The following is a 22,611-nucleotide window of genomic DNA, read 5'->3' as shown; positions in this document are numbered from 1 at the left end:
CTCTGGTTTGGATTATGCCGTAAATTTATCATTCTTCATGAAACCTTCCTTCAGAAAGTCATTCCTGATTGCCATGGGCCCCACCTTTGCGGTTTTGGTTTGGACCCTGTTCGACCTGGTTCCAGGTGACCGGAAGGTGACCTGGATGGCCGGTATTGCAGTCTGGATGGCCTGGTGGTGGCTTACCGAGGCGGTGCATTTTGGACTTACCTCCCTGCTTCCTCTGATTGCCCTTCCTGCCCTTGGGATAGCCGGATTTAAAGAGGTGTTGCTGGAATATTCCGATAGAATACTCTTTGTTTTTGCCGGTGGGTTTGTTATTGCCCTGGCGCTGGAGCGGTGGAACCTTCACCGGCGGATTGCATTGTATCTCCTCTGCCGGTTCGGAAACAGCCCTGGTGGAGTGCTGGCCGGTGTTCTTCTCTCCACCTACCTGATCTCAATGTGGATATCGAACACCGCTACGGTTATGATGCTGCTGCCGGCCGTACTGGCGGTAGCGGGAGAAGCGTTGCCCGAAGGAACTCCGGAAGCAAAGGGAAGGACATTTTATACTGCCCTGCTTCTCGGCCTGGCCTATTCTGCCACGATTGGAGGGATGGCTACGCTGGTAGGAACACCTACTAATATGATTTTTTACGGAAAAATTACCGAAGCCTTTGGACCTGAACCTGGAGTAAATTTCGGATCATGGATGCTTTTTGCTGTCCCGCTGTCTCTTCTACTGCTGGGGGTATGTTTTCTGATTCTTTACCTGCTGTTTATACGAAAGTTCGGTTCAACGGGTATAAAATCTGCGACATTCCTGAGCGATCTTAAAGCGCTCGGCCCCTGGTCTAAACAGGAAATAATTGTTGGGATCACGTTTCTTATGGTTGTGGTAGCGTGGTTCACACGCAGCGGCATCCGGACGGATTGGTTTACGCTGAACGGATGGGGTGACCTGTTTCCTGCAAAATCGGACCTGCATTTCCTGAATCACGATTTTTTACCTGCAACGGCAGGGGCACTTTTTCTTTTGCTGTTTCCTTCCGGAAAGAAGGGGGGGCTTATTACTGTAAGCGAGCTGAAACGCTTTCCCTTTGCGATTATTCTTCTTTTTGGCGGGGGATTCGCTCTTGCGAAAGGAATGGAACTTAGTGGTATGAGCGCGTGGATGGCTACCGCACTCAGCGCTTTTGCTACATGGGATCCACTGTGGTTCTTGTTGTTGATGACAGCGTTGATTTGTGTGATCTCTGAGTTCGCTTCCAATGTAGCCTGTATTCAGTTGATGATCCCGGTACTCCTGGCGTTCCACCAAAGCATGGGTGTTACTGCACTTTATCTTCTTATTCCGGCAACGCTCGCGTCCTCACTCGGATTTATGCTGCCGGTGGCCACTGCCCCGAATACGATTGTGTTTAGTGCAAAGAAATTCCGTGCAACAGAAATGCTGAAAGCCGGCTTGCTTCTGGATCTTGCGGGTATAGTGCTTGTTACACTGTTTGCCTGGTTGCTCGGCCAAACGATTTTCAGTACACCGTAAGAAAGGATTCAAGTACACGTTCATTCAGTAGTTTGTCTGATACGCGGATCCTGATTGGAAATTTTCCTTTTTTGAGGAGATCTGAAGGAATGAACAGTATTCCGGTCTTTGGCTCATATTCGCTGAGTATCCACTGGCCGTCCAGCTCAATGCTCCATTCCTGAAGTCCGCTGAGATCATCTGCTACAGGAAAAACGGCCGGCTTACCGGATTTTATTTTCCATCCAGCAACGGGCGGTGTTTTTATTTTTGGAGCCGCGGTATCGTAGGATATGGCGTAGGTTCCGAATGTTCTCATCCGGTCGCTGATCCATCCTTCTCTGACAGTGCCACCTGCCCAGGTACGCTTGTTTTTTTCATCCACCCTCACCAGTGTGAGTTTGTTTTCAGGTATAGGAATCGTCTCGGGCAGTTTCATGCTGATTTCGAATGATTCATGTGCAGGAACTCCCGGAAGAAAAACAGCCAGCCCCGTTGTGAAGCAAAGGGGAATACCTGATTTTCTCTGCGCCACGAGTGGAACGAACTGGTGGTTATAGAAAGTATTCCCGGGGAAGACTACCTTGTATAGGTCGTGTGAGAGGGCGTAGGTACTGTCGCAACGAATACGGTATTCCGGTGCGCGGGAGCCGGATTCATCCCCCGTACTGACTTTGACCGGAAATTCAATCCGGGTTTTATTGCCTGCGAAATCCGACAACTCTATCCGGATGATCCGCACTCCGGCATTTATGATCCGGATAACACCCCGGTTCTTTTTTTCAGTATAGATTGAAAGCGGATCACAGGGATCGTGATAACATTTTTCAAAAAGTTCTTTTTTATTTATGAAATAACTATAGTCCATATGTGCATTTGCAGCCCGTGATTCATCAAAGGAGAAACTGTCGCAGCGGTAGGAAAAGTGCAATACTCCGTCGAGATACATCTCCATTTTATAGAGGCCGTTCCGGCTGTTCTTTTTACTGGTTCTGTCCCAGCACCTCAGGGCCACTCCAAACTCACTTCCATGCACTTCCAGGGTGTCCTTTATCACGGGAAAACAGCTACCTTTTTTCTTTTTTACTTTGAATTTACCTGAAACAGGCAAGCCGTTAACCGTGGTAACAGGACTCAGCGGATCCAGTCCTATGGATTCAATTTCAGGTGCAACAGTGTCCGGCGGTAAGAGGCCGAACAAACATGGATTGATTATCTTTTCAGTGGAGGTTCTCCTGATCTCAAAGTGCAGATGAGGTCCTGCGGAATATCCCGTATTGCCCGAATACCCGAGGAGTTGTCCTTTCTTTACCGGAAATTCGTTTTTCGATGGGCGGTACTCTATTTCAAACTTTTTTTCTTCAAATTGTTTGCGGCGCAGGAATATGCCGATGCTGTCTTCAATGGATCTCAGGTGGGCATAAACCGTTGTATAACCGTTTGGATGATCCACATAGATCACTTTTCCATATCCGCCGCTCCCGATTTTTACTCTTGATATCCATCCGTTTTCTGCCGCCACAATTCTTAGTCCTTCCCTTGCGCCGGTTGACAGATCGATTCCATAATGCAGGTGATTGAGCCGGATTTCAGCGAAGCCTCCTGTAATAGTAACGACCGTATCCACGGGCCAGCGAAAAGAATTAGGGATAACCTGGGAAATCATCCCGGTAGCGTAGAACAGGAGAATGAACAGCGTTAACCTGTTCCGCACTATTTTTTAAATTGCGGGGCTACCACCAGCTCCTTGGATCCCGGGGTGTGAACGTAAAATCCTTTGCCGCTTTTAACACCGAGATGCCCGGCTGTGACCATATTCACCAAAAGCGGACAGGGAGCATATTTCGGATCTCCGAAACCATCGTGCAGTACTCTCATGATGGAAAGGCACACATCCAGTCCGATGAAATCAGCAAGCTGCAGGGGACCCATCGGGTGAGCCATTCCCAGTTTCATGACCGTGTCAATCTCCTCCACTCCGGCCACATTCTGATAAAGCGTTATGATCGCCTCGTTGATCATGGGCATAAGAATTTTGTTTGCAACAAACCCCGGGTAGTCGTTTACTTCAACAGGGATCTTTCCCAGCTTACGTGAAGTTTCCATCACGGTGGCGGTCACAGCGTCGGAGGTTGAATAGCCGCGGATTACTTCTACCAGTTTCATCACGGGTACGGGGTTCATAAAGTGCATCCCGATAACCTGTTCCGGTCGCTTGGTAACTGAGGCAATCCGCGTGATAGAAATAGAGGATGTGTTGGAGGATAGAATGGCTGCCGGCGGACAGATGGTATCGAGCTGACGGAACAGGTTCAGCTTTATTTCCACATTTTCTGTGGCGGCTTCAACAACCAGGTCGGCATTTGCTGCACCTTCTTCCATCCGGGTAAAGGTTTTAATATTAGCCAGGGTAGTTTTTTTCAGATCTTCTGTCAGGCTTCCTTTTGCCACCTGTCGTTCCAGATTTTTCCCAATAGTTGCCAAGGCTCTTTTCAGTGCATCTTCTGAAATATCCACAAGGCTGACATTGAACCCATTTTGCGCAAATACATGCGCGATTCCGTTACCCATGGTGCCGGAACCGATGATTGTAATGTTTTTCATAGTAGAATTATTTACGCAAACGTGGATCCAACGCTTCGGTTAATCCGTCGCCCGCAAGGTTGAAAATGGTGACAGTGATAAAGATGGCGAACCCGGGGAAGATGGCCAGCCACCAGGCAGTGGGCGTGGTTCGTGCCATCGCCAGCAATGTGCCCCAGGTGAGTTGTTCCGGGGGAACACCTACGCCGAGGAAGGACAGGAAGGCCTCTGTCAGAATAGCGGAAGCAATTCCGAACGCCAGCGCAATGAACACAGAAGAAAGCGCGTTGGGAATGGCGTGTTTAAAGATGATGCGGAATTCTGAAAATCCCATGGCTTGCGCTGCTTCAATATATTCAAGGCTTCGCACGCGGAGCAGTTCAGCCCTGATAAAACGTGCGATGCCCGGCCAGGAAGTAAAACCGATAATCACCATTACCACATAAATGCTGGGCTTCTCGATAATGGCAGAAATAGAAATGATAAGGAACAGCGTTGGAATGGAGTACATGACTTCAAATAGCCGGGAGATCATAATGTCCACGGGAATATTCACTTTTACTCCAAGGAATGGTATCTTTTTGAAGGGTTTAGCAACCAGGTATCCCATGCCAAGAAATGCTGCCAGTATAACAAGGCTAAGGAGTAGTTGAACAAAGAAAACACTTAATCCCTGCGAGAAAGATTCAGACAGAATGTAAGAGCGTGAGCTAAATGCGTAAAAGAGGCCAAAAAGAAGAAAGAGGATTATGAATAGGATGGATGCGCGGGAGGCTTTCAGCCGCTGATCACCGAAATAGCCCGCGAGCGACCCGAGAATAATACCAATCATAGATGCGATGAACATGGATATGAGTCCTACCAGCATTGCCGTTCGTGTTCCGTGGATCATACTGGATAACACGTCGTGTCCGATGTCATCGGTGCCCAGGTGGTGTTTCCATCGCCAGGATTTTACCTCTTGTTCGTCAAACGGACTTTTAAACTGCGAGTTAGCAACATCGGTGTTTTTCGGCAGGTAGGGAACCGGCGGAAATACAACCCAGTCATATTCCAGTTCCTTCCACGTAGCGTTTTGCAGGTCTGCGGGCCAGTTGCTAATGCCAAGATCTACAGCATAAGATCGGAATACAGGGAAGTAGGTGTTTCCTTTGTAGGAGCAGGCGAGGGGTTTTTCATTTGCAATAAAGTCAGCCAGCAGAGCTATGGAGGCAAGGAAGACAATGAAATAAAAGGCAAACATGGCCAGGCGGTTACGCCGGTATTGCTTTTTTACATTACCCCAAAAGCTCTGGTCGGTTTTTTCCTGTATTTTCTCCAGCGCTTTATCGCCAGAGGAGAAGGGAAACAAAATACGCCTGAGAATATTCATGGATCAGCTCTTGGAAGTGAATGAGATGCGCGGATCCACCATCGCGTACAGGATGTCTGCCACCAGGTTGCCGATCATGGTTAGAACGGCGGTACACATCATGGTGCTAAAAATCACAGGGTAGTTTCTGGCATTGATGGCATCAATGGTGAGTTTTCCCATGCCTGGAATGTTGAACACATGCTCCACCACAATGGAACCGGCGATAGCTGCCGGAAACACATTGGCAAAAAGTGTGATGATTGGGATAAGGGAGTTTCGCAAAGCATGCTTATTGACCACCTTGCTCTCTTCCAGTCCTTTCGCACGGGCAGTACGTATAAAATCCTGCCCCAGTATGTTGATCATTCCTCCCCGCATCTGGCGGGAAATAAAGGCCAGACTGCCGTAGGTAAGACAGAGGAGAGGCAGTGCCATGCGATAGAGCCATTCCCCGAATTGATACAGCAGTGGCGCATCCTCAGGAATAGGGGCCGTTCCAGGTGCGGGAAACCAGCACCAGTAATCGCCGCAGCAGAAAAAGAAAACGGTGAGCGTAGCGATCCAGAATACCGGCAGGGAGTATAAAATGAACAAGGTGGTGGTGATGATCTTTTCTTTTCGTGTTCCTTTATGGACAGCAGTGCTGATCCCCAGCGGTATTGCAAGAAGGTAGGCGAGGAGGATGGATAGCAGGGAAATAGACAATGTGTTTTTAAGGGCGTCCCACAATGCAGAACTTACGGGCCGCTGATCCTGGTATGAGATGCCGAAATCTCCCTGGATGAAATGGAAGAACCATCGGTGATATTGATTATTAAAGCCGTACCAATGAACGTTGGGAATATAGCGATTACTGATGTTCTGACTGTGAACGATATTCTCAAATGTGTTGCGGATCGAATTAAATCCGCCGTTCAGATCCAGAAAGGATTTTGTTCCACGGAACTCGGATTCTATGTTATTGAGAATAGACTTAATCTTCGATTCTTCATACGTCAGGTACAACAGGTTCACATATTCCTTAACCTTGGTGATGGTTTCAGCGGTGCTCGGAGTTTTATTGAAATTATAAAGATCCAATTCAAAAGATCTCACGGAGCGGTAGTAGGTAGCTACATGGTCCCAGTTGCCGTAGTCCCATGCGAGTCGTTCCAGTGTTTCTCTGTGTGAGGATTTGGGGATTCGGTAGAGGGTATCGGTTGAAGTGGCATTGGAGATGGAAAAATAAAAAACCGGGAGATCAAGACCCAGTTCCGAACGCTTGCGCATGTATGCTTTTTCTCCCGCGATCTTGGCAGCCGCTTGTCCTTCTCCGCCCTGATTACGGTTAAGCATATTCTCAACAGGATCTCCCGGTGCTTTTTGAGAGATCACAAACGTAAGAAGAGAAATAACGATCAGCGTAGGAATGAAGATCAGCAGCCTTTTCAAAATATACTTCAGCATAACCTGGTCTTCTGCGTGAAAGAAATGTTAACGTACAAAACTATTTCTGATTATCCTGCGCAAGCTTAAATCCTGCTTCCCAATAGCCGGGACGCATAACATAGGTTTTCGCATTCGTAAATTTCTTGTGAATTGCGATCCGCTCATACGGAGCCCACAAGAAAATATAGGGCACTTCATCATGCAGGATTTCCTGCAGTTTCATGTAGTGAACCCTTCGTTTGGTTTCGTCGATCTCAAAACGGATACTATCAATCACCGCATCGGATTCTGCATTGCCGAAACTTACGTAGTTCGAACCGTCGTTGGCGGATTCGGTATGGAAGATCTGCTTGGGATCCCAGGGTACGGGCGTGCCGATCCATGCTCCGAAAAACATATCGAATTCGTGTTTTTTCTGTTTGTCGAGGTAAACCGCCCAGTCCTGAGGCAATACATCAACCATAATTCCGACTTTCCGCGCGTTCTCCTGGAAGAGCAGCGCAGTTGATTTTCGCTCATCGTTGCCGGAGTTTATTGTGAAGACTACTTTAAATTCTACCCGTTCCCCGTCAATCATCTTGTCAATAGTGCCGTCGCCGTTGGTATCTTTCCAACCATCCTCCTCGAGCATTTTTTTTGCCAGTTCAGGATCGAAGGTGTAAGGAACAATGTTGGTGTTATAATCCGTTTTGGAGGGATGGATTGGACCTATCACCCGCTGGGCCTGTCCGTACTTAATGGTCTCAATCATTTTATCCACGTCGAGCAGGTGTGTGAGTGCCTGGCGGGTTTTTTTTGAGGTAAAGCACTTTTTTCTGAGATTCAGCCCGATATAGGTATAGGCAAGCTGTTTTGGTGTAGTGGCGTTGAAGTTCTGCGTGAACTTTTCCGATTTTGGCAACTCCGCATAATCCTTGGACTTTATGCTTCGCATCACATCCAGGTTTCCGGCCTTGAGCGAAACCAGGGCCGTGGTCTGGTCATTGATTGTTGTGTAAATGATTTTTTGTGGATAGGCCTGAAAGCGAAAGGACAGGGATTCCAGAGCATCTCCCCACCAGTTTGTCTTACGTTCAATCACCACACGCTGGCCGGTGGTCCATTCCGCCAGTTTGTAGGGTCCGCAGCCTTCAACAAATTCCTTTTCTCTTTGAAATTTTTCCGAATTAAATTCATTGGCAAATTCGATAAGTGCTGGGTCGTTCAGAAGTTTTTCCGCATCTGTGTTCAGCTGCACAATCGAGTAACCGGCAAGAATATTTTTAGGATCGTATTTGTAAGATGGCAGGATGGAAAAATCGCCGGAAGAGCTTTCCGCAAGCAGGTAGGCCTGATTGCAGATAAAAGTGAATTTCAGCGGATCGTCAGGAAAGAAAATCATATCCTGGATGAACTCATAGTAAGGCTTGTTCTGAGCATTATCTACTTTCGGCACTTTGAGAACTTTTACAGAGAATTCAACATCCTTAGCAGTAATGGGGCTGCCGTTATCCCATCTGGCTTCCGGACGCAGTTTGTATGTGATCATCAGTTTGCCCGATGAGTCTTTACTCATTTCTGGTCGCGACACCGCCAGTCCGGGAAGCAGTTCCAGTGTTTCAAAGTCGATCTCAAGAAGCGACATGAAAATATTTCTAATGATATATCCTGCGCCGGCATCGGAATACGTCACCGGGTTCAGTTTGTCTGCGTCGGAAAGTTCATGGATCCGTACTTCATTGTTTTTTGGAACGTAGTCAGTACACGAATTCAAAACCAAAATGCCGGAGAGGAGTACTGCGAGCCCTGCAAAAATCTTCCTGAGGTATTGAGTCATAGCCGTTTAGATCAAAGATTGAATAGGATTGCAAATATAACATTCAGCCGCCTTCAAACGTGTGATTTAGACGAAAATCACATTCTGGGGAACGAGTCTAACATATTGATAGACAATGAGAATCGTTAAGGGCTGCGTAAAAAGGTATTTAAGCTTCAGTGCAGGCTATCAGATGAGATACCTGAGGCGTAGACCCGGTGAGGGCGACTGATCTTTTCAATCGAAAAAATCTTTGCGGGAAAGGAGGTTCACACTTCGAACCTGAATCCCCAAGATTTAGAGTTAATAATTGAGTTTATAGAAAACAACTTAGACGAACCTATTTTTGACAGCCCAAAGGTACAAAAAAGCCATTCTAATGGTTTTTGACCATACGACCTATGGAAATCAAGTGCTTAACCCTGAAAGCCGCCTAAAAGCTCCTTAATACAGTCCCACGCGGTTCCACAATCCGCGAGCGAATAAAGTCTCAATGTTATCCTCGATTATTCAATAACAATTCTTCTTGTAAATGTTTTATTCTCACCAGAAAATCGAATAAAATAGACTCCGCAACAGAGGTCTTCAATATTTATAGTTAATTCTCCTTTTCTGTCTGCGTTAACTTCTTTTACTTTCTTCCCTGTCTCATCAAAAAACTGTATGAGCATTTTGTCTTGAGGTAGAGACAATTTGATTTGCAAATAACTATTTGTGGGATTTGGGTAAATAGAAATGTTGTTCAAAAATTCATTTTCATTTACCGATGTTATCGTATTGTTGGCTGAAATGAGCCATAGGTCGGGGTCTAATTTTATGGAATCAACTGTGAACGGAATATTGAGGGTGAAGGTTTCCCCCGAAAAAGTATGATTCAGCCGGACAATGGTATCCTGTGTTTGGTTTTTTAATTGAATCGGAAGCGACAATTCAAAAAATGACACAGATAGATGGGATTGCGTTTGGTTGACGGTAAGCGTAATGATATTACCGACTTGCGACCATTGGATTTGATAGGAAGGAAATCCCTGCCCCCAATACCAATCGCTAAAATACCATGTGAGGTTTTGTCCACTTGCTGCTTCCATGTGCGCCTTAAAGTTCGGAGTATAAGCAAAATTGTATGCGAGAGTCGTATCGTTCAGGTAATTATTCATGCCTGCAAAAAATGCACTGTCGCCAATCACCCATCTCAACTGATGAAGAATCATTCCGCCTTTGGCATAGGTGAGCCGACCACTGAAAATTCTGTTCACATCGGTTGTATCATCGCACCATACAGAACCATCGGGTAAACTGGTGATGTTATTTATCCTTCCGCTTTTGAATGCCATCCACCATGCAGGAGCAATATGTTCGTAGCATAGCCCTGACAGGTAGGTTGCAAACCCTTCATTGAGCCAAATATCTTCCCATGAGCCGCAGGTGATTTTATTTCCGAACCAATGATGGGCGAGTTCATGCGCCAAAAGCTCAAAGCCGAATGCCCCGGTGAAAGTGAATGTCTGGTGTTCCATTGCTCCGCCCCAGCCATTCTGACAGTGACCGTATTTTTCATCAACAAAGGGATATACTCCGAATAGTGTATCGAACAACTGCATAATCGGTATAATGACGGGGGTTTGATTTACAACGGCAGCAGAATCTTCAGGATATACATAATTCAGGACAGTAGTATTTGAAGTGCCGAAAGGAACAACATGAGTGTATTGGACATAGTTTGTAACTGCCATGCAAACTAAATAAGTTGCAATCGGGTAACGGTGTTTCCATTGGTAAATCTTATCGGGTCCATTTAGCATTTCACTCACCAATACTCCATTACTTGCAGCGCGATACAGGGAAGGAGTAGTGATGATAATATCAATGGAATCAATTTTATCGGTCAAGCCATTTTTGCAGGGCCACCAGTCGCTTGCTCCGTAAGGTTCAGATAGTGTCCAGAGTATAGGGGTGCCGTTGTGATTGTTTGTTACAAATGAACCAAACCCTGTGCTTGGAGGAATGCCCTGATAAAAAACGGTTATGGAATCCTGCACATTTATTCCTACTGTGGAAGGAAGCGGAATGGAAAGTACATTGGCAGATTGAGAAAATGAAAGGGAACTACTGTGGTATTTTATCGAATCTACAACCAATGAATCGCTCATGTTGAAAAGAATAGTGTCAAACCCAGCTGCCTGCGGATTGAAATAAGTTGTGATTGCTCCCTTTATGTAATTTATTGCCGGGTCAACTTGCCAACGACAGAGATGATAGTTGATTTTGTAATCCGTAATCAAATTCTGCGGAGTAGGATTTATCTTAAAAGCGTTTGCTTTATTTTCGGTATTCGCAATTTCATAGAGTTGATTGCTCTGGAATAATTGCTGCGCCTTTAAGGGAAGGATTTTACAGAACATTGTCACGCAAAATCCAATGAGTAAAATTTGGCTTTTCATTTTGTAGATTTTTAGTTTCTGTTTTTGCGCCAAGCATAGTACCCCAACAAAAAGGATATTATTGCAGGAATAATAATTTGCATGGTATTTATTGCCGGAGTTAAGGTGATTCCAAAAATGGTGAACGGTAAATTTCCGCTCAACCCAAATGACAAATGAACGATAGATTCCCATGCGGTTAAGCCGCATAAAAATTTTGCTATTTCTTTTTTCATGTTAATTTATTTATTCGGTTATGGGTACATCCATCTGAACTATCTCGGATTTCTTTTTTATTTCAGCGGGAACACCACCCGTAACAGTATTTGTAATAGAGCTATCGTAACCAATTCCATACAAATAATAATTCCCTTTGTTTAGTCCCGTAAATTCATACTTTGCATTTCCATCTGCTGTTACGCTTGCATCGTAGTTGGCGGGGTTTGTTCCCGCAGATTCTTTAGCTCCATATTTAATGTAGATTACCGCGTTGGGTATTGGCTTGGAGTGATGTTTTGCGATTCCGGTGATGGATGCTGTGCCTCCTGTTCCTTCTTTTTTACAAGATGTAATTGCTAAAATTACAATCATAATCGCTGACAGTGTTTTAAGTGTTTTCATCTGTTTTTTTATATGGTTAATATTAGAATTTCATTTTCTGAATTCTCACTGCATTCAATATCGCCAGCAAAGCCACTCCCACATCAGCAAACACCGCTTCCCACATGGTTGCTATGCCACCCGCTCCAAGAGCAAGCACAATTACTTTAACTCCAAAAGCAAGCCCTATGTTCTGCCATACAATTTTGTTAGTTGCTTTCCCGATTTTAATTGCTGTGGCAATCTTTGACGGCTCATCGGTTTGTATTACAACATCGGCTGTTTCAATGGCAGCATCACTTCCTAATGCCCCCATTGCAATCCCAACATCACTCAGAGCAAGTACGGGGGCATCGTTAATTCCATCACCTGCAAAGGCAATAATCCTACTCTTATCTTGCTTTAGCTCCTCTACTTTCGCAACTTTTTGCTCAGGCAACAATTCGCCAAAAGCGGTATCAATGTTTAACTGGGAAGCGATTTTTTGCGTTACGGAATTTTTATCCCCTGAAAGTACAATGACATTACTAACCCCAATATGATGGAGGTCATCAATAGCCTTTTTTGCGTCCTCCTTTAATTCATCGGCAACTGTGATAAATCCCTTGTATTGTCCGTTAATGGCAACCATTACAATCGTATCTACAATATTTTTAGGGTTGAGGGTATATAGAATGTTGAACTTGTCGAGCAGCTTGTGATTGCCCGCTAGAATTTCCATGCCGTCTGCTTTTCCCTTTAATCCATGCCCAGCAATTTCTTCAATATCCTGAACAGATATTTTTTTATAGTCTTCACCTGCATATTCTGTTATTGCTTTAGCAATAGGATGGGAGGATTTTGATTCAAGAGCAGCCGTGAGATAGACAAACTTCTTCTCATCAAAATCATTCGCTACCGCCACTTTTTGCACTTTGAATACGCCTTTGGTAAGTGTTCCTGTTTTATCAGCAACAAGGGTATTCACCTTTGTAATGAGGTCAAGATAGTTGCTTCCTTTAAATAAAATTCCATTTCGGGAAGCAGCTCCTATGCCGCCAAAATAACCGAGCGGAATGGAAATTACCAAAGCGCAGGGACAGGAGATAACGAGAAATATCAATGCCCGATAAAGCCAGTCATTAAATATATATTCCGAAACAAATAAATAAGGCAAGAAGGTTAATCCTATGGCAAGAAAGACAACGATGGGAGTGTATATTTTTGCAAACTTGCGGATGAACTGCTCGGTGGGGGCTTTGCGTTGTGCAGCATTTTGCACCAATTCGAGTATTCGTGCAAGAGAACTTTCAGAAAACACTTTTGAAACTTTTATTTCAACAACTTTTTCAAGATTAATCATTCCCGCAAGAACAGTTTCTCCCTGCCTGATGGTGTCCGGCTTGCTTTCCCCTGTGAGGGCAGCAGTGTTAAAGGAACTTCCTGCCGATTGCATTATACCATCTAATGCTGCTTTTTCACCTGCTTTTATCTGTATGATTTCCCCCACCTTTACCGTTTCGGGACTGACCTCGGTTAATGTGTCGTTTCGCAAAACAGTCGCTTTATCCGGGCGTATGTCGAGCAATGCTTTTATGCTGCGCTTGGCTCGGTTTACCGCTGCTGATTGCACTAATTCACCAACAGCATAGAAAAGCATTACCGCAACGCCTTCAGGATATTCCCCGATAAAAAATGCCCCGATTGTTGCAATACTCATCAGAAGAAATTCCGTGAAAAATTCCCCTTTGGCAATGGCTTTTACAGCATCTCTCATTACAGGAAACCCAACAGGGATGTAGGCGATCAAATACCAAATCAGGGGGATTTTATTTTGAAAGAAGTATGGTTTAATGAAATTATCAAGTATAATTCCAGCAGTCAGCAAAATAAAACTTACAACCGCAGGAAGATATTCCTTCCAAACCATAGATTTTGCCGTTCCGTGATCATGCCCCTCGTGGGTATGTTCGGTTTTTGCATTTATTTTCTCTTCCAGTGTGCAACAAATCATTTTGCCTTGAGCATTGTAGGTATGTTTATGATTGGGGTCTGTATTAATCATGTTATCTTGATACCGAAAATTTATAATGTTGGATAAGCGAGCTTCCGGGTGCAGCGGTAGAGAGTTTTTGGCGCACCGATTTCATTCTTTTTTCCATTCCCATAACCTTTAACAAAATAGTATGCGTATGCTTTCTAGCCCGTGCTATTCGGAACAACAATGTTTTTATTCTACTTTCAATATTCATGGCTCTTTGTTTAATATCATTGACTTCCCATTCAATAGGGTCAGCCTTCTCCTTAATTTGCTTCATCTTTAACTCCAATGCGGAAATTTCATCCTGAATAGTTGCAATCTTAACATTTGGCGCATTGAGCTTCTTTATATCAATAAGTTTAATTTGTTCATATAGTTTTCTTGCCTCTGCAAGGATTGGAAATAATTGCTTTTCAAGCACATCCATTCTTGCGTTTAATATACTTGAAGATTTACTCATGTTAAATGTAATTTGGCGGGCAAGAGAACCTGACTATGAAAATCCCTTTTTATCGGGAAAAAGAAATCAGGTCTCCGCCCATATTTTTAATGCTTGTGCCCGTCTCCTTCTTTGTGAGTGGTATCATCCTTTTCATGATTGTGACCATCACCCTCTTTATGTTTTGTTTCTGATTCTGTGTTGTTGTTTCCGCATCCGGAGGTTCCGAATGCAACTGCTCCAATGAGCATAAGAATTAATGTGAGCTTTTTCATTTTGAATTGTTTTAGTGGTTTATGATTGATAATTATTTTTAATGTGTTATTCCAGCTCCGTAGGGGTCAACGGAGACTTCTGCTTTATACCCCTGAATAAGCTGTAAAGTATTCATATCAATTGCGGTTACATATCCGTTACGTCCGCCACAAACTGAGGAGTGATGCGGTGCGGGTCCGCCATTTGTAACATTTCTGTTGGTTATATAGACTCTTTTATTTACATCATCTACTGCCACACCATGCGACTGATGCCCTGCATAAATGGTGGCAACCACTGAATTAGTGTTGTAATTTATCACATAGACTGAACCTGTTTTTCCGGGGAAAGTCAGATTATCTTCTGTGCAACTGACAAATAAATATGGATAAATTGTTGAAACGCCCATTTCTTGTGGATATACACCGACAGGAATAACCGACAACACATTGTCATTTGATTTTTTAATAACTCGAATTTCGTTTGTCATTTGACAAGTAATAAAATACTTTGAATTATCAGGGCTGAAGAGAATTTCGTGAATATTAAGTGAATTGCCCACCATTGGAGGATTGCCATCCATGCTTTTCTCTTCATAATTTCCAATATCATTTACAGGTATTTTGTAAACAAAATTTCCTGTTTGCGCGGTAAGGTACAGTGTATCGCTTGACGCATTTAATGCAGAGCCATGAGGGAAAACAAATCCCGTAATAAGTTGTGCAGTCATAGCGCTTAAATTTACTATTGCAAACCTGCCTCCGCTCCAATCTACCACATAAGCAGTTTGTGAATTAGATGAAATTGCAAATGTATTCCATGAACCAGCGGTAATGTTTACCTGACCGAGCAAAGAATTATCACTTACGCTGAACTTCTGAAAATAAGATCCTCCCAAGTAAGAGGCGCACCAAAACTGGTTGTTTGGGGCAACTTTGACCATGTGAGGAGCTTCTGTATTGCCTGTTGCACCAACTTTTGCATAGCGCATAGCAAGCATACTCTGTGCATCAAACACAGTAACCTCATCACAGCCCTGATTGCCCGCATAGAATTTTTTTCGGTTAGGATTGTCTGAAAATTTTACAAAACCATCTGCATTGGGAGCACCTGCAATAACCCAATCGTATAATATTTTCATTTCATCATAGGTTAGAGCTGAGTTGCCTACGGGCATTTTGGGCGTGAGTTGTATCGTGCCAAATTCATTGAAGGAATTTGTATAGTAAATCAATGTGCTGAAATCGGGGCGGTACGGAATAACAACCGCACCCGCTCTGCTACCCTTAAACATCTTATCCCATGTCTCCAATGATAATCCGCCCGTTGCTTCTTTACTTATATCATCATGACATCCTGAAGTGGCACATTTTTTCACAATGATTTCTCCAACTTCTTGAGGAAAACCTTTTGAGGAGAAATCGAGTTCGCCCCTGTCTTTTGTACAGGAATTCACGATAATAATCGCAAAGCAAAGAAGCATGATTGAGAAATAGAAATATTTTGCTCTCATTTAATTTCGTATTAAGAAATAATAAGTTTACTCTGTAATAGCGACATCCTGCTCTATTTCTTTTTTGCGCTCACTCCATTTTATTTTAAGATGTACTCCACCTTTTACAATTGCCTGTGCAACGCTGTCATAACCTACTCCATAGAAATAATAATTGCCCGGACGCAATTCTTTAAAATGAGTGTGTCCTTCTGCGTCCGTTTGCTGATTCGCATCATACTTGCTTATATCTTCTCCCGGAAACTCCTTTGCACCGTATTTAATATAAATCGTTGAGAAAGGAATAAGTCTGTCGTGATGTTTGGTAATAGCAGCTACGGTAGCATCACCGCCTATTCCGTTCTTTTTGCAAGATGAAATAATTATGAGTACAAGAATCGCTGATAGAATTTTAATTGCTGTTTTCATGGTTTTTAGTTTTGATAGTTATTATTTTGTTGCTTTAAAGGTCAATTTTTTATTTATTAATGCTTGTGCCCGTCTCCACTTTGATGCTGTGTAGGTTGCTTCTTTGGCGGTGAATCGGTATAGTAAATTTCCTTGTCCTTTATTTTTGATACCAGTTTTCCTTGCATATCGTAAGTCAAATAATAAATGGTCACAGTTGTTGCACCATTTGCGCTTTTTTCCTTTCGTGCTTCCAACTTATAGGTTACTATCCCGATTTTATCTATGGCTTTAATCACCTTTAAGATGGAATAGCCCTTATACTTTTTTGAAAATTGTTCTTGCACCTGTAAGGGTAATGAATCCTTAGAAATTTTTGTTTCAGTTTGCCCAAAACTCGAAAAGGAATTAAGCAATAATAAAATTGGAAGCAGCTTTTTCATTTATATTTGTTTTAAAGTTATATATATTGCTATTGATTTTTAATGTGCATGACCTTCACCTTTATTATTCATTTTGGCTAAGATGAAAAACGCCCCATTTACAACCACTTTGCTGTTTGCAGGAATTTCTTTGAGCAAGGTGATTTCAGAATACCCAACATCCGTTGTCCCTTTCTTTACAGGAATGCGCTCAAAAGATATTTCTCCTTCATCAACTTGTGTGCTGTCCTTTTTTTCATCCGAATCGTGTTTATGACCATGCTCATCATGATTTTCCCCATCTCCTTCTTTGTGGTGTTCTTCCTCTGTATGCTTATCCGTAACAACAAAAATATAATCCTGCCCCTGAAAATTCACGATAGCATCTGTCGGAACTGCATCAACAGTCGCGTTTTCGAGACTGACTAATGCAGTAATGCTCATTCCGTCAATCAAACCGGACTTGTCTCCTTCAACGGTAGCGTGTACTGCAATGGCTTTTGTATTTTGCTCAAAAGTGTTGCTGATAGCGTATATCTTGGCATCGTATTCCTTGCCGGGGTTGTTAGTTAGAGTAAAATGAATGGTTTGTCCTGCGGAAAGTTTGCTCAAATCCTTTTCGTACACATACAGGTCAAGGTGCAACTGTGTATTATCCACTATTTCCGCAATAGGAGTGTTGGCATCTACAAAACTTCCGATATTCACTATGACATTGCTTACAGAGCCGCTGATGGGGCTTGTTATGTTTATTACGGATTGCATATTTTCAGCGCTAAGATTTTCCGTATTGATTCCAACAAGTTCCAACTGCTTTTGCAAGCTAGACTTTTGTGCCTTCAATGCTTTTAATTCGGCTTCGGCAGTCTGAAGGGTTTTGAGGGCGGTTGCGTTGCCTTGCTGTAACTCTTTTTGCCTTGTGAATTCTGTTTCGGCTAAAACTGTTTTTGCTGAAATGGTTAAAAACTCCTCCTGCATCGAGATAAATGAAGTGTTTGCGATTGTTGCAATCACCTGTCCTTTAGAAATGGTATTTCCCGTTTGCACTAATATGGATTTTATAACTCCTCCAAGCAAGGCAGTTGCATTTGCCTTATTCTGATTAGGCACTTTCAAAATTCCGTTTGCTTTCAGCGAGGCGGTGAGCTGCTTCTTTTCAATTACACCCAGCTCCATGCCTATGGATTTCATTTGTGCCGGAGTTAATGTGGCTACATTGCTGTTTTCATGTTCCTCGTGATGTTCTCCTTCAGATTCATGCTCAGAACTGGAGGAATTTCCACAGGATGAAAAGAGCAGGGCTAATGATGCGAGCGATAAGATGATATACTTTTTCATAGAATTATTTTTTATTTGTTCGTTAAGAAGTTGATGTTGATAACCGATTGATTGAGCTGATTGATACTTTGCAAGTAACCCAACTGTACATCAGTTGCCGTCTGCAAAGCCGTGAGGTATTCGATGTAATTAATGCTACCACTCTTAAAACCAATTTCTGCCGTTTTAACGATGGTTTCAGCATTAGAAAGTGCGGTGGTTTTATAGTAATTGTATTGGGCAAGATTCTGATTGTACTGCTGAAAAGCAGACTGAAGCTGTGATTGTAAGAGTAGTTTGGCATTGTCGGCATTCAACTGGAGCGACTGCTGCTGAAGCGAAAGGGATTTAATTTTCGCAGAATTACTGAAGAAGGTAAGCGGTATGCTCACACCAACATTGAACCCTGTAAATCGCTTGCTAGCATCAAAGTAAACATCGCTTCCATTCACATTCTGAAAGCCGATAATGGATTGATTAAAATAACCCACCTTAAAATCAGGCAGCGTGGAGGCAAGTTCCAGTTTCTTATTTTGCTCCGCTATGATTGCCTGTTGATAAAGAAGTTTTAGCGAGGGATTGTTTACCAAAAGGGTCGTGTCAAATGCTTGACTTAATGTTAATGGCTCAAGTTTTTCCCCTCCAGTGATTACAAAATCCTCCTTTGAATTAACTAAGGCTTTCAAAGCAGCATATACAGAAACATATTCGCTTTCGTATTGCTTCAGTAACAGCGAAAGTTGCCCGCGCTTTGTTTCCGCAGTTGTCTTTTCAAGGAGGTTGGTTTCCCCTGTTTTGTACCGCAACGATGCTGCATTAACAAAATTATTATACAGGCTATCCAAGTTTTGTAACTGCTTTTTTACATTTTGCAGATACAAAATCTGATAACAATACAACTGTACCTTCGCTTTTACTTCGGCAGTAGTTAGTTGCTGCTGCAATTCGCTTCCCTTAATTTCAGCCGTATATAAATTCGACTTTGCCGAATAGTAAGTAGGAAAAGGAATTCCCTGTGTTAACTGGAAGCCGTTATCCATGCTGATGCTGTTGTACTGCCCGTACTGGTAATTGAATTCCGTTTTTGGCAATTCAAAGGTTGATTTCTTCAGAGCTGTTGACGACTGCACATTCAATTGCTCCGACTGGATTTGCAGGTTATTTTTCAAAGCCAAATCAACTGCATCGGTCACTGATAATTGCTTTGGCGACTGTGCATTCGCACTGCCAAAAGAAAGAAGCAATAGTATTATTGCCGCGCCTGTGTTTATTTTCATTTTCCGTTTTGATTTTGTTGTAAAGAGGATATATAATAGGGGTAGTACAAACAGCGTGAGGAATGTCGCTGTAGCCAAACCACCAATAACCACTGTCGCTAACGGTTTTTGTACTTCCGCACCTGCTCCATGCGAAAATGCCATTGGGAAAAAACCAAGCGAAGCAACGGTTGCCGTCATCAACACTGGGCGTAATCTCATTTTTGTTCCTTGCAATACCCTTTCAATTATATCGCTCACACCGTCCTTTTCCAACTGATTAAAAGTGCTAACCAATACTATTCCGTTCAAGACCGCTACTCCAAACAGAGCAATAAAACCAATGCCTGCTGAAATGCTGAAGGGCATATCGCGTATGAGCAAGGCAAACACGCCCCCAATCGCACTCATGGGTATTGCTGTGTAAATAAGAGTGGCTTGCTTGACCGAAGTAAAAGTGAAATACAGGAGCATGAAAATTAGTGCAAGTGCTACCGGCACGGCAATCATTAGGCGCTGCGATGCAGCTTGCAGGTTTTCAAAAGTTCCACCATAGGTGTAATAATATCCTTCGGGAAGCTCTACCTTTTCAGCCAGTAGCTTTTGAATGTCGGTAACTACGCTCTCAACATCGCGACCTTTCACATTAAACCCGATAACAATCCTTCGCTTACCATCTTCACGGCTGATCTGAGCGGGACCCAATTCCATTTTTATATCGGCAACCTGTGAAAGCGGGATTTGCATTCCGTCAGAAGTAGGAATATAAAAATGGCTCACATCCTCGATTTTATTCCGATGCGTGCTGTCCAGTCGAACAACCAAATCGAATTTTCTTTCGTTTTCGTAAACAACACCTGCCTCTCCTCCTGCAAAACCCGTACTTACGATGTGGTTGATGTCTTCAATGTTCAGCCCGTAATTGGCAATCTGAGCGCGATTGTATTTAATTACTATTTGCGGCAGCCCGGAAACTCTTTCTACCATAGGCTCTGTTGCGCCTTCTACACCCTGCACAACCACATTTACCTTGTTAGCATAATTTAAAAGGGTGTCCATATTCTCGCCAAAGATTTTTATTGCCACATCCTGACGAATACCTGTCATCAACTCATTAAAACGCATTTGGATGGGCTGACTTTTCTCGAAGAAAACTCCGGGGATGGTTTCTAATTTCTCATTTATTTCATCAGCGAGTTCATCATAAGAAATGTCGCGCTTCCACTCGCTTTGTGGTTTTAGAATTATCATCATGTCGGATGCTTCAGGAGGCATTGGGTCAGTCGGCACTTCGGCACTTCCTGTTTTACCTACCACCATTTTCACTTCATCGAATTCCTTTATTAGCCGTGATGCCTGCATTGATGTCTCTATGCTTTGAGATAAGGATGTGCCTTGAGGAAGAATGCAATGGAAAGCAAAATCTCCCTCTTGCAGCGTGGGAATAAATTCTCCTCCCATTTTGGAAAAAATAAATGCAGCTATGAAAAAGATAACAACTGTTACAGTTACAACTGTCTTTTTGAACCGAATTGCTTTATCCAAAAGCGGGGAATAAATTCGCTGGAAAAAATCCATCATTCTGTCACTAATTGTTTTTTTATGCGTCATTTTTTTCGGCAGGAATAATGCGCTCATCATGGGAATATAAGTGAGGGATAGAAGCATTGCGCCAATGATTGCAAATGCAACTGTTTGTGCCATCGGGCGGAACATTTTCCCTTCAATGCCTATTAAACTGAGAATAGGCAAGTACACAATCATAATTATAATTTGTCCGAAGGCAGCACTGCTCATCATTCGTTTTGCGCTTGTTTCAACCGCATCATCCATTTCTAATTGAGAAAGCCTGTCGGTGCTTTTTCTTCGCTCCAAAAAATATAAGGTCGCCTCTACGATGATTACTGCTCCGTCCACAATCAAGCCGAAATCAATCGCACCCAGGCTCATCAGGTTTGCACTTACACCAAATACATTCATCATACCTAATGCGAATAGCATGGAGAGAGGAATGGCAGATGCAACAATCAATCCGGCACGGAGATTTCCGAGAAAGAGAACAAGAACCAAAATCACAATTAATGCCCCCTCAATAAGATTTGTTTCGACAGTATTAATCGCCCTGTTCACAAGGTCTGTTCTATCGAGATAAGGTTCAATGATTACATCATCCGGCAAGGACTTCTGAATGGTTTTCATTTTCTCCTTGACCAGACCAACAACTTCTGCGCTGTTTGCTCCCTTCAGCATCATTACCACTCCGCCAACTGCATCCACTTCCCCGTTATAAGTGAGCGCACCATAGCGAACTGCATTCCCCAAGCGAACCTCAGCTACATCCTTTATAAGAATAGGAATCCCGTTTGGGTTCAGCTTCACAACAATATTTTTAATATCGTCAAACGAACCGATGAGTCCTACGCCACGAATAAAGTAAGCATTCGGTTTTTTATCAATGTATGCTCCTCCCGTATTTTCGTTGTTCTTTTCGAGAGCGGTAAAAATTTCCGGTATGGTAACATTCATGGCAAGTAATCGGTCAGGATTTGCAGCTACTTCATATTGCTTGAGCTGCCCTCCGAAACTATTTACCTCTGCAATTCCGGGAGTGCCGTAGAGCTGCCGTGCCACAATCCAATCCTGCATAGTACGCAAATCCATTGCGGTGTATTTTTTCTCGCTGCCCTTCTTAGGGTGGATAATGTACTGGTAGATTTCACCCAACCCCGTACTGACAGGAGCTAATTCAGGAGTGCCGATTCCTTTTGGGATTTTTTCTTCAGCTTCTTTCAATTTTTCATTGACGAGCTGACGGGCAAAATAAATATCCACTTTGTCCTTGAATACAACGGTAATTACCGAAAGTCCGAAGCGGGATATGCTCCGCAGTTCCTCAAGATCGGGCAGGTTAGCGATACTTTGTTCAATCGGATAGGTTACAAGCTGTTCCACTTCCTGCCCTGCAAGCGTTGGGCAAAGGGTGATAATTTGCACTTGATTGTTTGTGATGTCGGGACCTGCATCAATGGGCAGTTTATTAGCGCTCCAAACTCCCCATACTATTAGGGCAAGTGTCATCAATCCGATAATGAACTTGTTTTTTATACTGAATGATATGATTTTATCGAGCATAATTATCTTATTAGGTGATGATAATAATGGTAAACCCTTTCTGTAACGCCAAATAGCAATATCAGGCTGATGAGGATAATTGATATAACTCTAATTATCTTTCCAAGAGTAAGCGGTTTCCGTTTCTTTTTGATTTCAATATTGTTTAAATCCAATTCCTATTAAATGTAAAACACCATTATC

17 protein-coding genes are annotated in these 22,611 nt (G+C 43.1%); 1 reads left to right on the top strand and 16 read right to left on the bottom strand.

Features of this window, described 5'->3' with window-relative positions; genetic code table 11:
• The first annotated feature begins 37 nt into the window (after positions 1-37).
• The gene (locus IT233_09275) at positions 38-1,528 is read left to right on the top strand and encodes an SLC13/DASS family transporter (GenBank protein MCC7302821.1); all 1,491 of its coding nucleotides are present in this window, start codon (positions 38-40) and stop codon (positions 1,526-1,528) included.
• On the opposite strand, the gene IT233_09270 is transcribed toward IT233_09275, so the two are convergent.
• The 16 genes from IT233_09270 to IT233_09195 form a co-directional block, all read right to left on the bottom strand.
• Positions 1,515-3,221, bottom strand: a complete 1,707-nt coding sequence (locus IT233_09270; GenBank protein ID MCC7302820.1) for a M23 family metallopeptidase — start codon at positions 3,219-3,221, stop codon at positions 1,515-1,517. The genes IT233_09275 and IT233_09270 overlap by 14 nt on opposite strands.
• Entirely contained in the window at positions 3,221-4,111 is an 891-nt protein-coding gene (locus tag IT233_09265) for a 3-hydroxybutyryl-CoA dehydrogenase (protein ID MCC7302819.1), read from the bottom strand. Before IT233_09265 ends, IT233_09270 begins: the two co-directional genes overlap by 1 nt.
• A 7-nt stretch (positions 4,112-4,118) precedes the next feature.
• A complete protein-coding gene (locus tag IT233_09260; GenBank protein MCC7302818.1) occupies positions 4,119-5,462 on the bottom strand; it encodes an ABC transporter permease in 1,344 nt (447 codons plus the stop codon).
• A 3-nt stretch (positions 5,463-5,465) separates the two neighbouring features.
• Positions 5,466-6,890: an ABC transporter permease gene (locus IT233_09255; protein ID MCC7302817.1), complete on the bottom strand. Its 1,425-nt coding sequence runs from the start codon at positions 6,888-6,890 to the stop codon at positions 5,466-5,468.
• Positions 6,891-6,930: 40 nt separating this feature from the next.
• Positions 6,931-8,688, bottom strand: coding sequence for an ABC transporter substrate-binding protein (locus tag IT233_09250; protein ID MCC7302816.1), 1,758 nt, complete (start codon positions 8,686-8,688; stop codon positions 6,931-6,933).
• A 485-nt stretch (positions 8,689-9,173) separates the two neighbouring features.
• Positions 9,174-11,108: a T9SS type A sorting domain-containing protein gene (locus tag IT233_09245; GenBank protein MCC7302815.1), complete on the bottom strand. Its 1,935-nt coding sequence runs from the start codon at positions 11,106-11,108 to the stop codon at positions 9,174-9,176.
• 11 nt (positions 11,109-11,119) lie between these two features.
• Positions 11,120-11,323 (bottom strand): hypothetical protein, encoded by a 204-nt coding sequence (locus IT233_09240; GenBank protein ID MCC7302814.1) that lies wholly within the window; start codon positions 11,321-11,323, stop codon positions 11,120-11,122.
• 10 nt (positions 11,324-11,333) lie between these two features.
• Positions 11,334-11,708, bottom strand: a complete 375-nt coding sequence (locus tag IT233_09235; protein MCC7302813.1) for a hypothetical protein — start codon at positions 11,706-11,708, stop codon at positions 11,334-11,336.
• A gap of 22 nt (positions 11,709-11,730) precedes the next feature.
• Entirely contained in the window at positions 11,731-13,731 is a 2,001-nt protein-coding gene (gene cadA, locus IT233_09230; GenBank protein MCC7302812.1) for a cadmium-translocating P-type ATPase, read from the bottom strand.
• Between the two features lies 1 nt (position 13,732).
• The gene (locus tag IT233_09225; GenBank protein ID MCC7302811.1) at positions 13,733-14,167 is read right to left on the bottom strand and encodes a hypothetical protein; all 435 of its coding nucleotides are present in this window, start codon (positions 14,165-14,167) and stop codon (positions 13,733-13,735) included.
• Between the two features lie 86 nt (positions 14,168-14,253).
• On the bottom strand, positions 14,254-14,421 hold the full coding sequence (locus IT233_09220) for a hypothetical protein (protein ID MCC7302810.1): 168 nt from the start codon (positions 14,419-14,421) through the stop codon (positions 14,254-14,256).
• Positions 14,422-14,459: 38 nt separating this feature from the next.
• On the bottom strand, positions 14,460-15,914 hold the full coding sequence (locus tag IT233_09215; GenBank protein ID MCC7302809.1) for a hypothetical protein: 1,455 nt from the start codon (positions 15,912-15,914) through the stop codon (positions 14,460-14,462).
• Positions 15,915-15,941: 27 nt separating this feature from the next.
• Positions 15,942-16,322 (bottom strand): hypothetical protein, encoded by a 381-nt coding sequence (locus IT233_09210; protein ID MCC7302808.1) that lies wholly within the window; start codon positions 16,320-16,322, stop codon positions 15,942-15,944.
• 56 nt (positions 16,323-16,378) lie between these two features.
• On the bottom strand, positions 16,379-16,744 hold the full coding sequence (locus tag IT233_09205; protein ID MCC7302807.1) for a hypothetical protein: 366 nt from the start codon (positions 16,742-16,744) through the stop codon (positions 16,379-16,381).
• Between the two features lie 39 nt (positions 16,745-16,783).
• Positions 16,784-18,061: an efflux RND transporter periplasmic adaptor subunit gene (locus IT233_09200; protein MCC7302806.1), complete on the bottom strand. Its 1,278-nt coding sequence runs from the start codon at positions 18,059-18,061 to the stop codon at positions 16,784-16,786.
• Between the two features lie 11 nt (positions 18,062-18,072).
• Positions 18,073-22,428: a CusA/CzcA family heavy metal efflux RND transporter gene (locus IT233_09195; protein ID MCC7302805.1), complete on the bottom strand. Its 4,356-nt coding sequence runs from the start codon at positions 22,426-22,428 to the stop codon at positions 18,073-18,075.
• Positions 22,429-22,611 lie beyond the last annotated feature (183 nt).

Source organism: Bacteroidia bacterium (assembly GCA_020852255.1).
GTDB lineage: Bacteria > Bacteroidota > Bacteroidia > JADZBD01 > JADZBD01 > JADZBD01.
This window is presented reverse-complemented; position numbering and strand designations above follow the sequence as displayed.

Coding starts and splice junctions, on each gene's coding strand:
- IT233_09245 (MCC7302815.1), bottom strand. CDS start 11,108: ATGAAAAGCCAAATTTTACTCATTGGATTTTGCGTGACAATGTTCTGT.
- IT233_09215 (MCC7302809.1), bottom strand. CDS start 15,914: ATGAGAGCAAAATATTTCTATTTCTCAATCATGCTTCTTTGCTTTGCG.
- IT233_09255 (MCC7302817.1), bottom strand. CDS start 6,890: ATGCTGAAGTATATTTTGAAAAGGCTGCTGATCTTCATTCCTACGCTG.
- IT233_09210 (MCC7302808.1), bottom strand. CDS start 16,322: ATGAAAACAGCAATTAAAATTCTATCAGCGATTCTTGTACTCATAATT.
- IT233_09265 (MCC7302819.1), bottom strand. CDS start 4,111: ATGAAAAACATTACAATCATCGGTTCCGGCACCATGGGTAACGGAATC.
- IT233_09220 (MCC7302810.1), bottom strand. CDS start 14,421: ATGAAAAAGCTCACATTAATTCTTATGCTCATTGGAGCAGTTGCATTC.
- IT233_09205 (MCC7302807.1), bottom strand. CDS start 16,744: ATGAAAAAGCTGCTTCCAATTTTATTATTGCTTAATTCCTTTTCGAGT.
- IT233_09195 (MCC7302805.1), bottom strand. CDS start 22,428: ATGCTCGATAAAATCATATCATTCAGTATAAAAAACAAGTTCATTATC.
- IT233_09200 (MCC7302806.1), bottom strand. CDS start 18,061: ATGAAAAAGTATATCATCTTATCGCTCGCATCATTAGCCCTGCTCTTT.
- IT233_09235 (MCC7302813.1), bottom strand. CDS start 11,708: ATGAAAACACTTAAAACACTGTCAGCGATTATGATTGTAATTTTAGCA.
- IT233_09240 (MCC7302814.1), bottom strand. CDS start 11,323: ATGAAAAAAGAAATAGCAAAATTTTTATGCGGCTTAACCGCATGGGAA.
- IT233_09250 (MCC7302816.1), bottom strand. CDS start 8,688: ATGACTCAATACCTCAGGAAGATTTTTGCAGGGCTCGCAGTACTCCTC.
- IT233_09275 (MCC7302821.1), top strand. CDS start 38: ATGAAACCTTCCTTCAGAAAGTCATTCCTGATTGCCATGGGCCCCACC.
- IT233_09260 (MCC7302818.1), bottom strand. CDS start 5,462: ATGAATATTCTCAGGCGTATTTTGTTTCCCTTCTCCTCTGGCGATAAA.
- IT233_09225 (MCC7302811.1), bottom strand. CDS start 14,167: ATGAGTAAATCTTCAAGTATATTAAACGCAAGAATGGATGTGCTTGAA.
- cadA (MCC7302812.1), bottom strand. CDS start 13,731: ATGATTAATACAGACCCCAATCATAAACATACCTACAATGCTCAAGGC.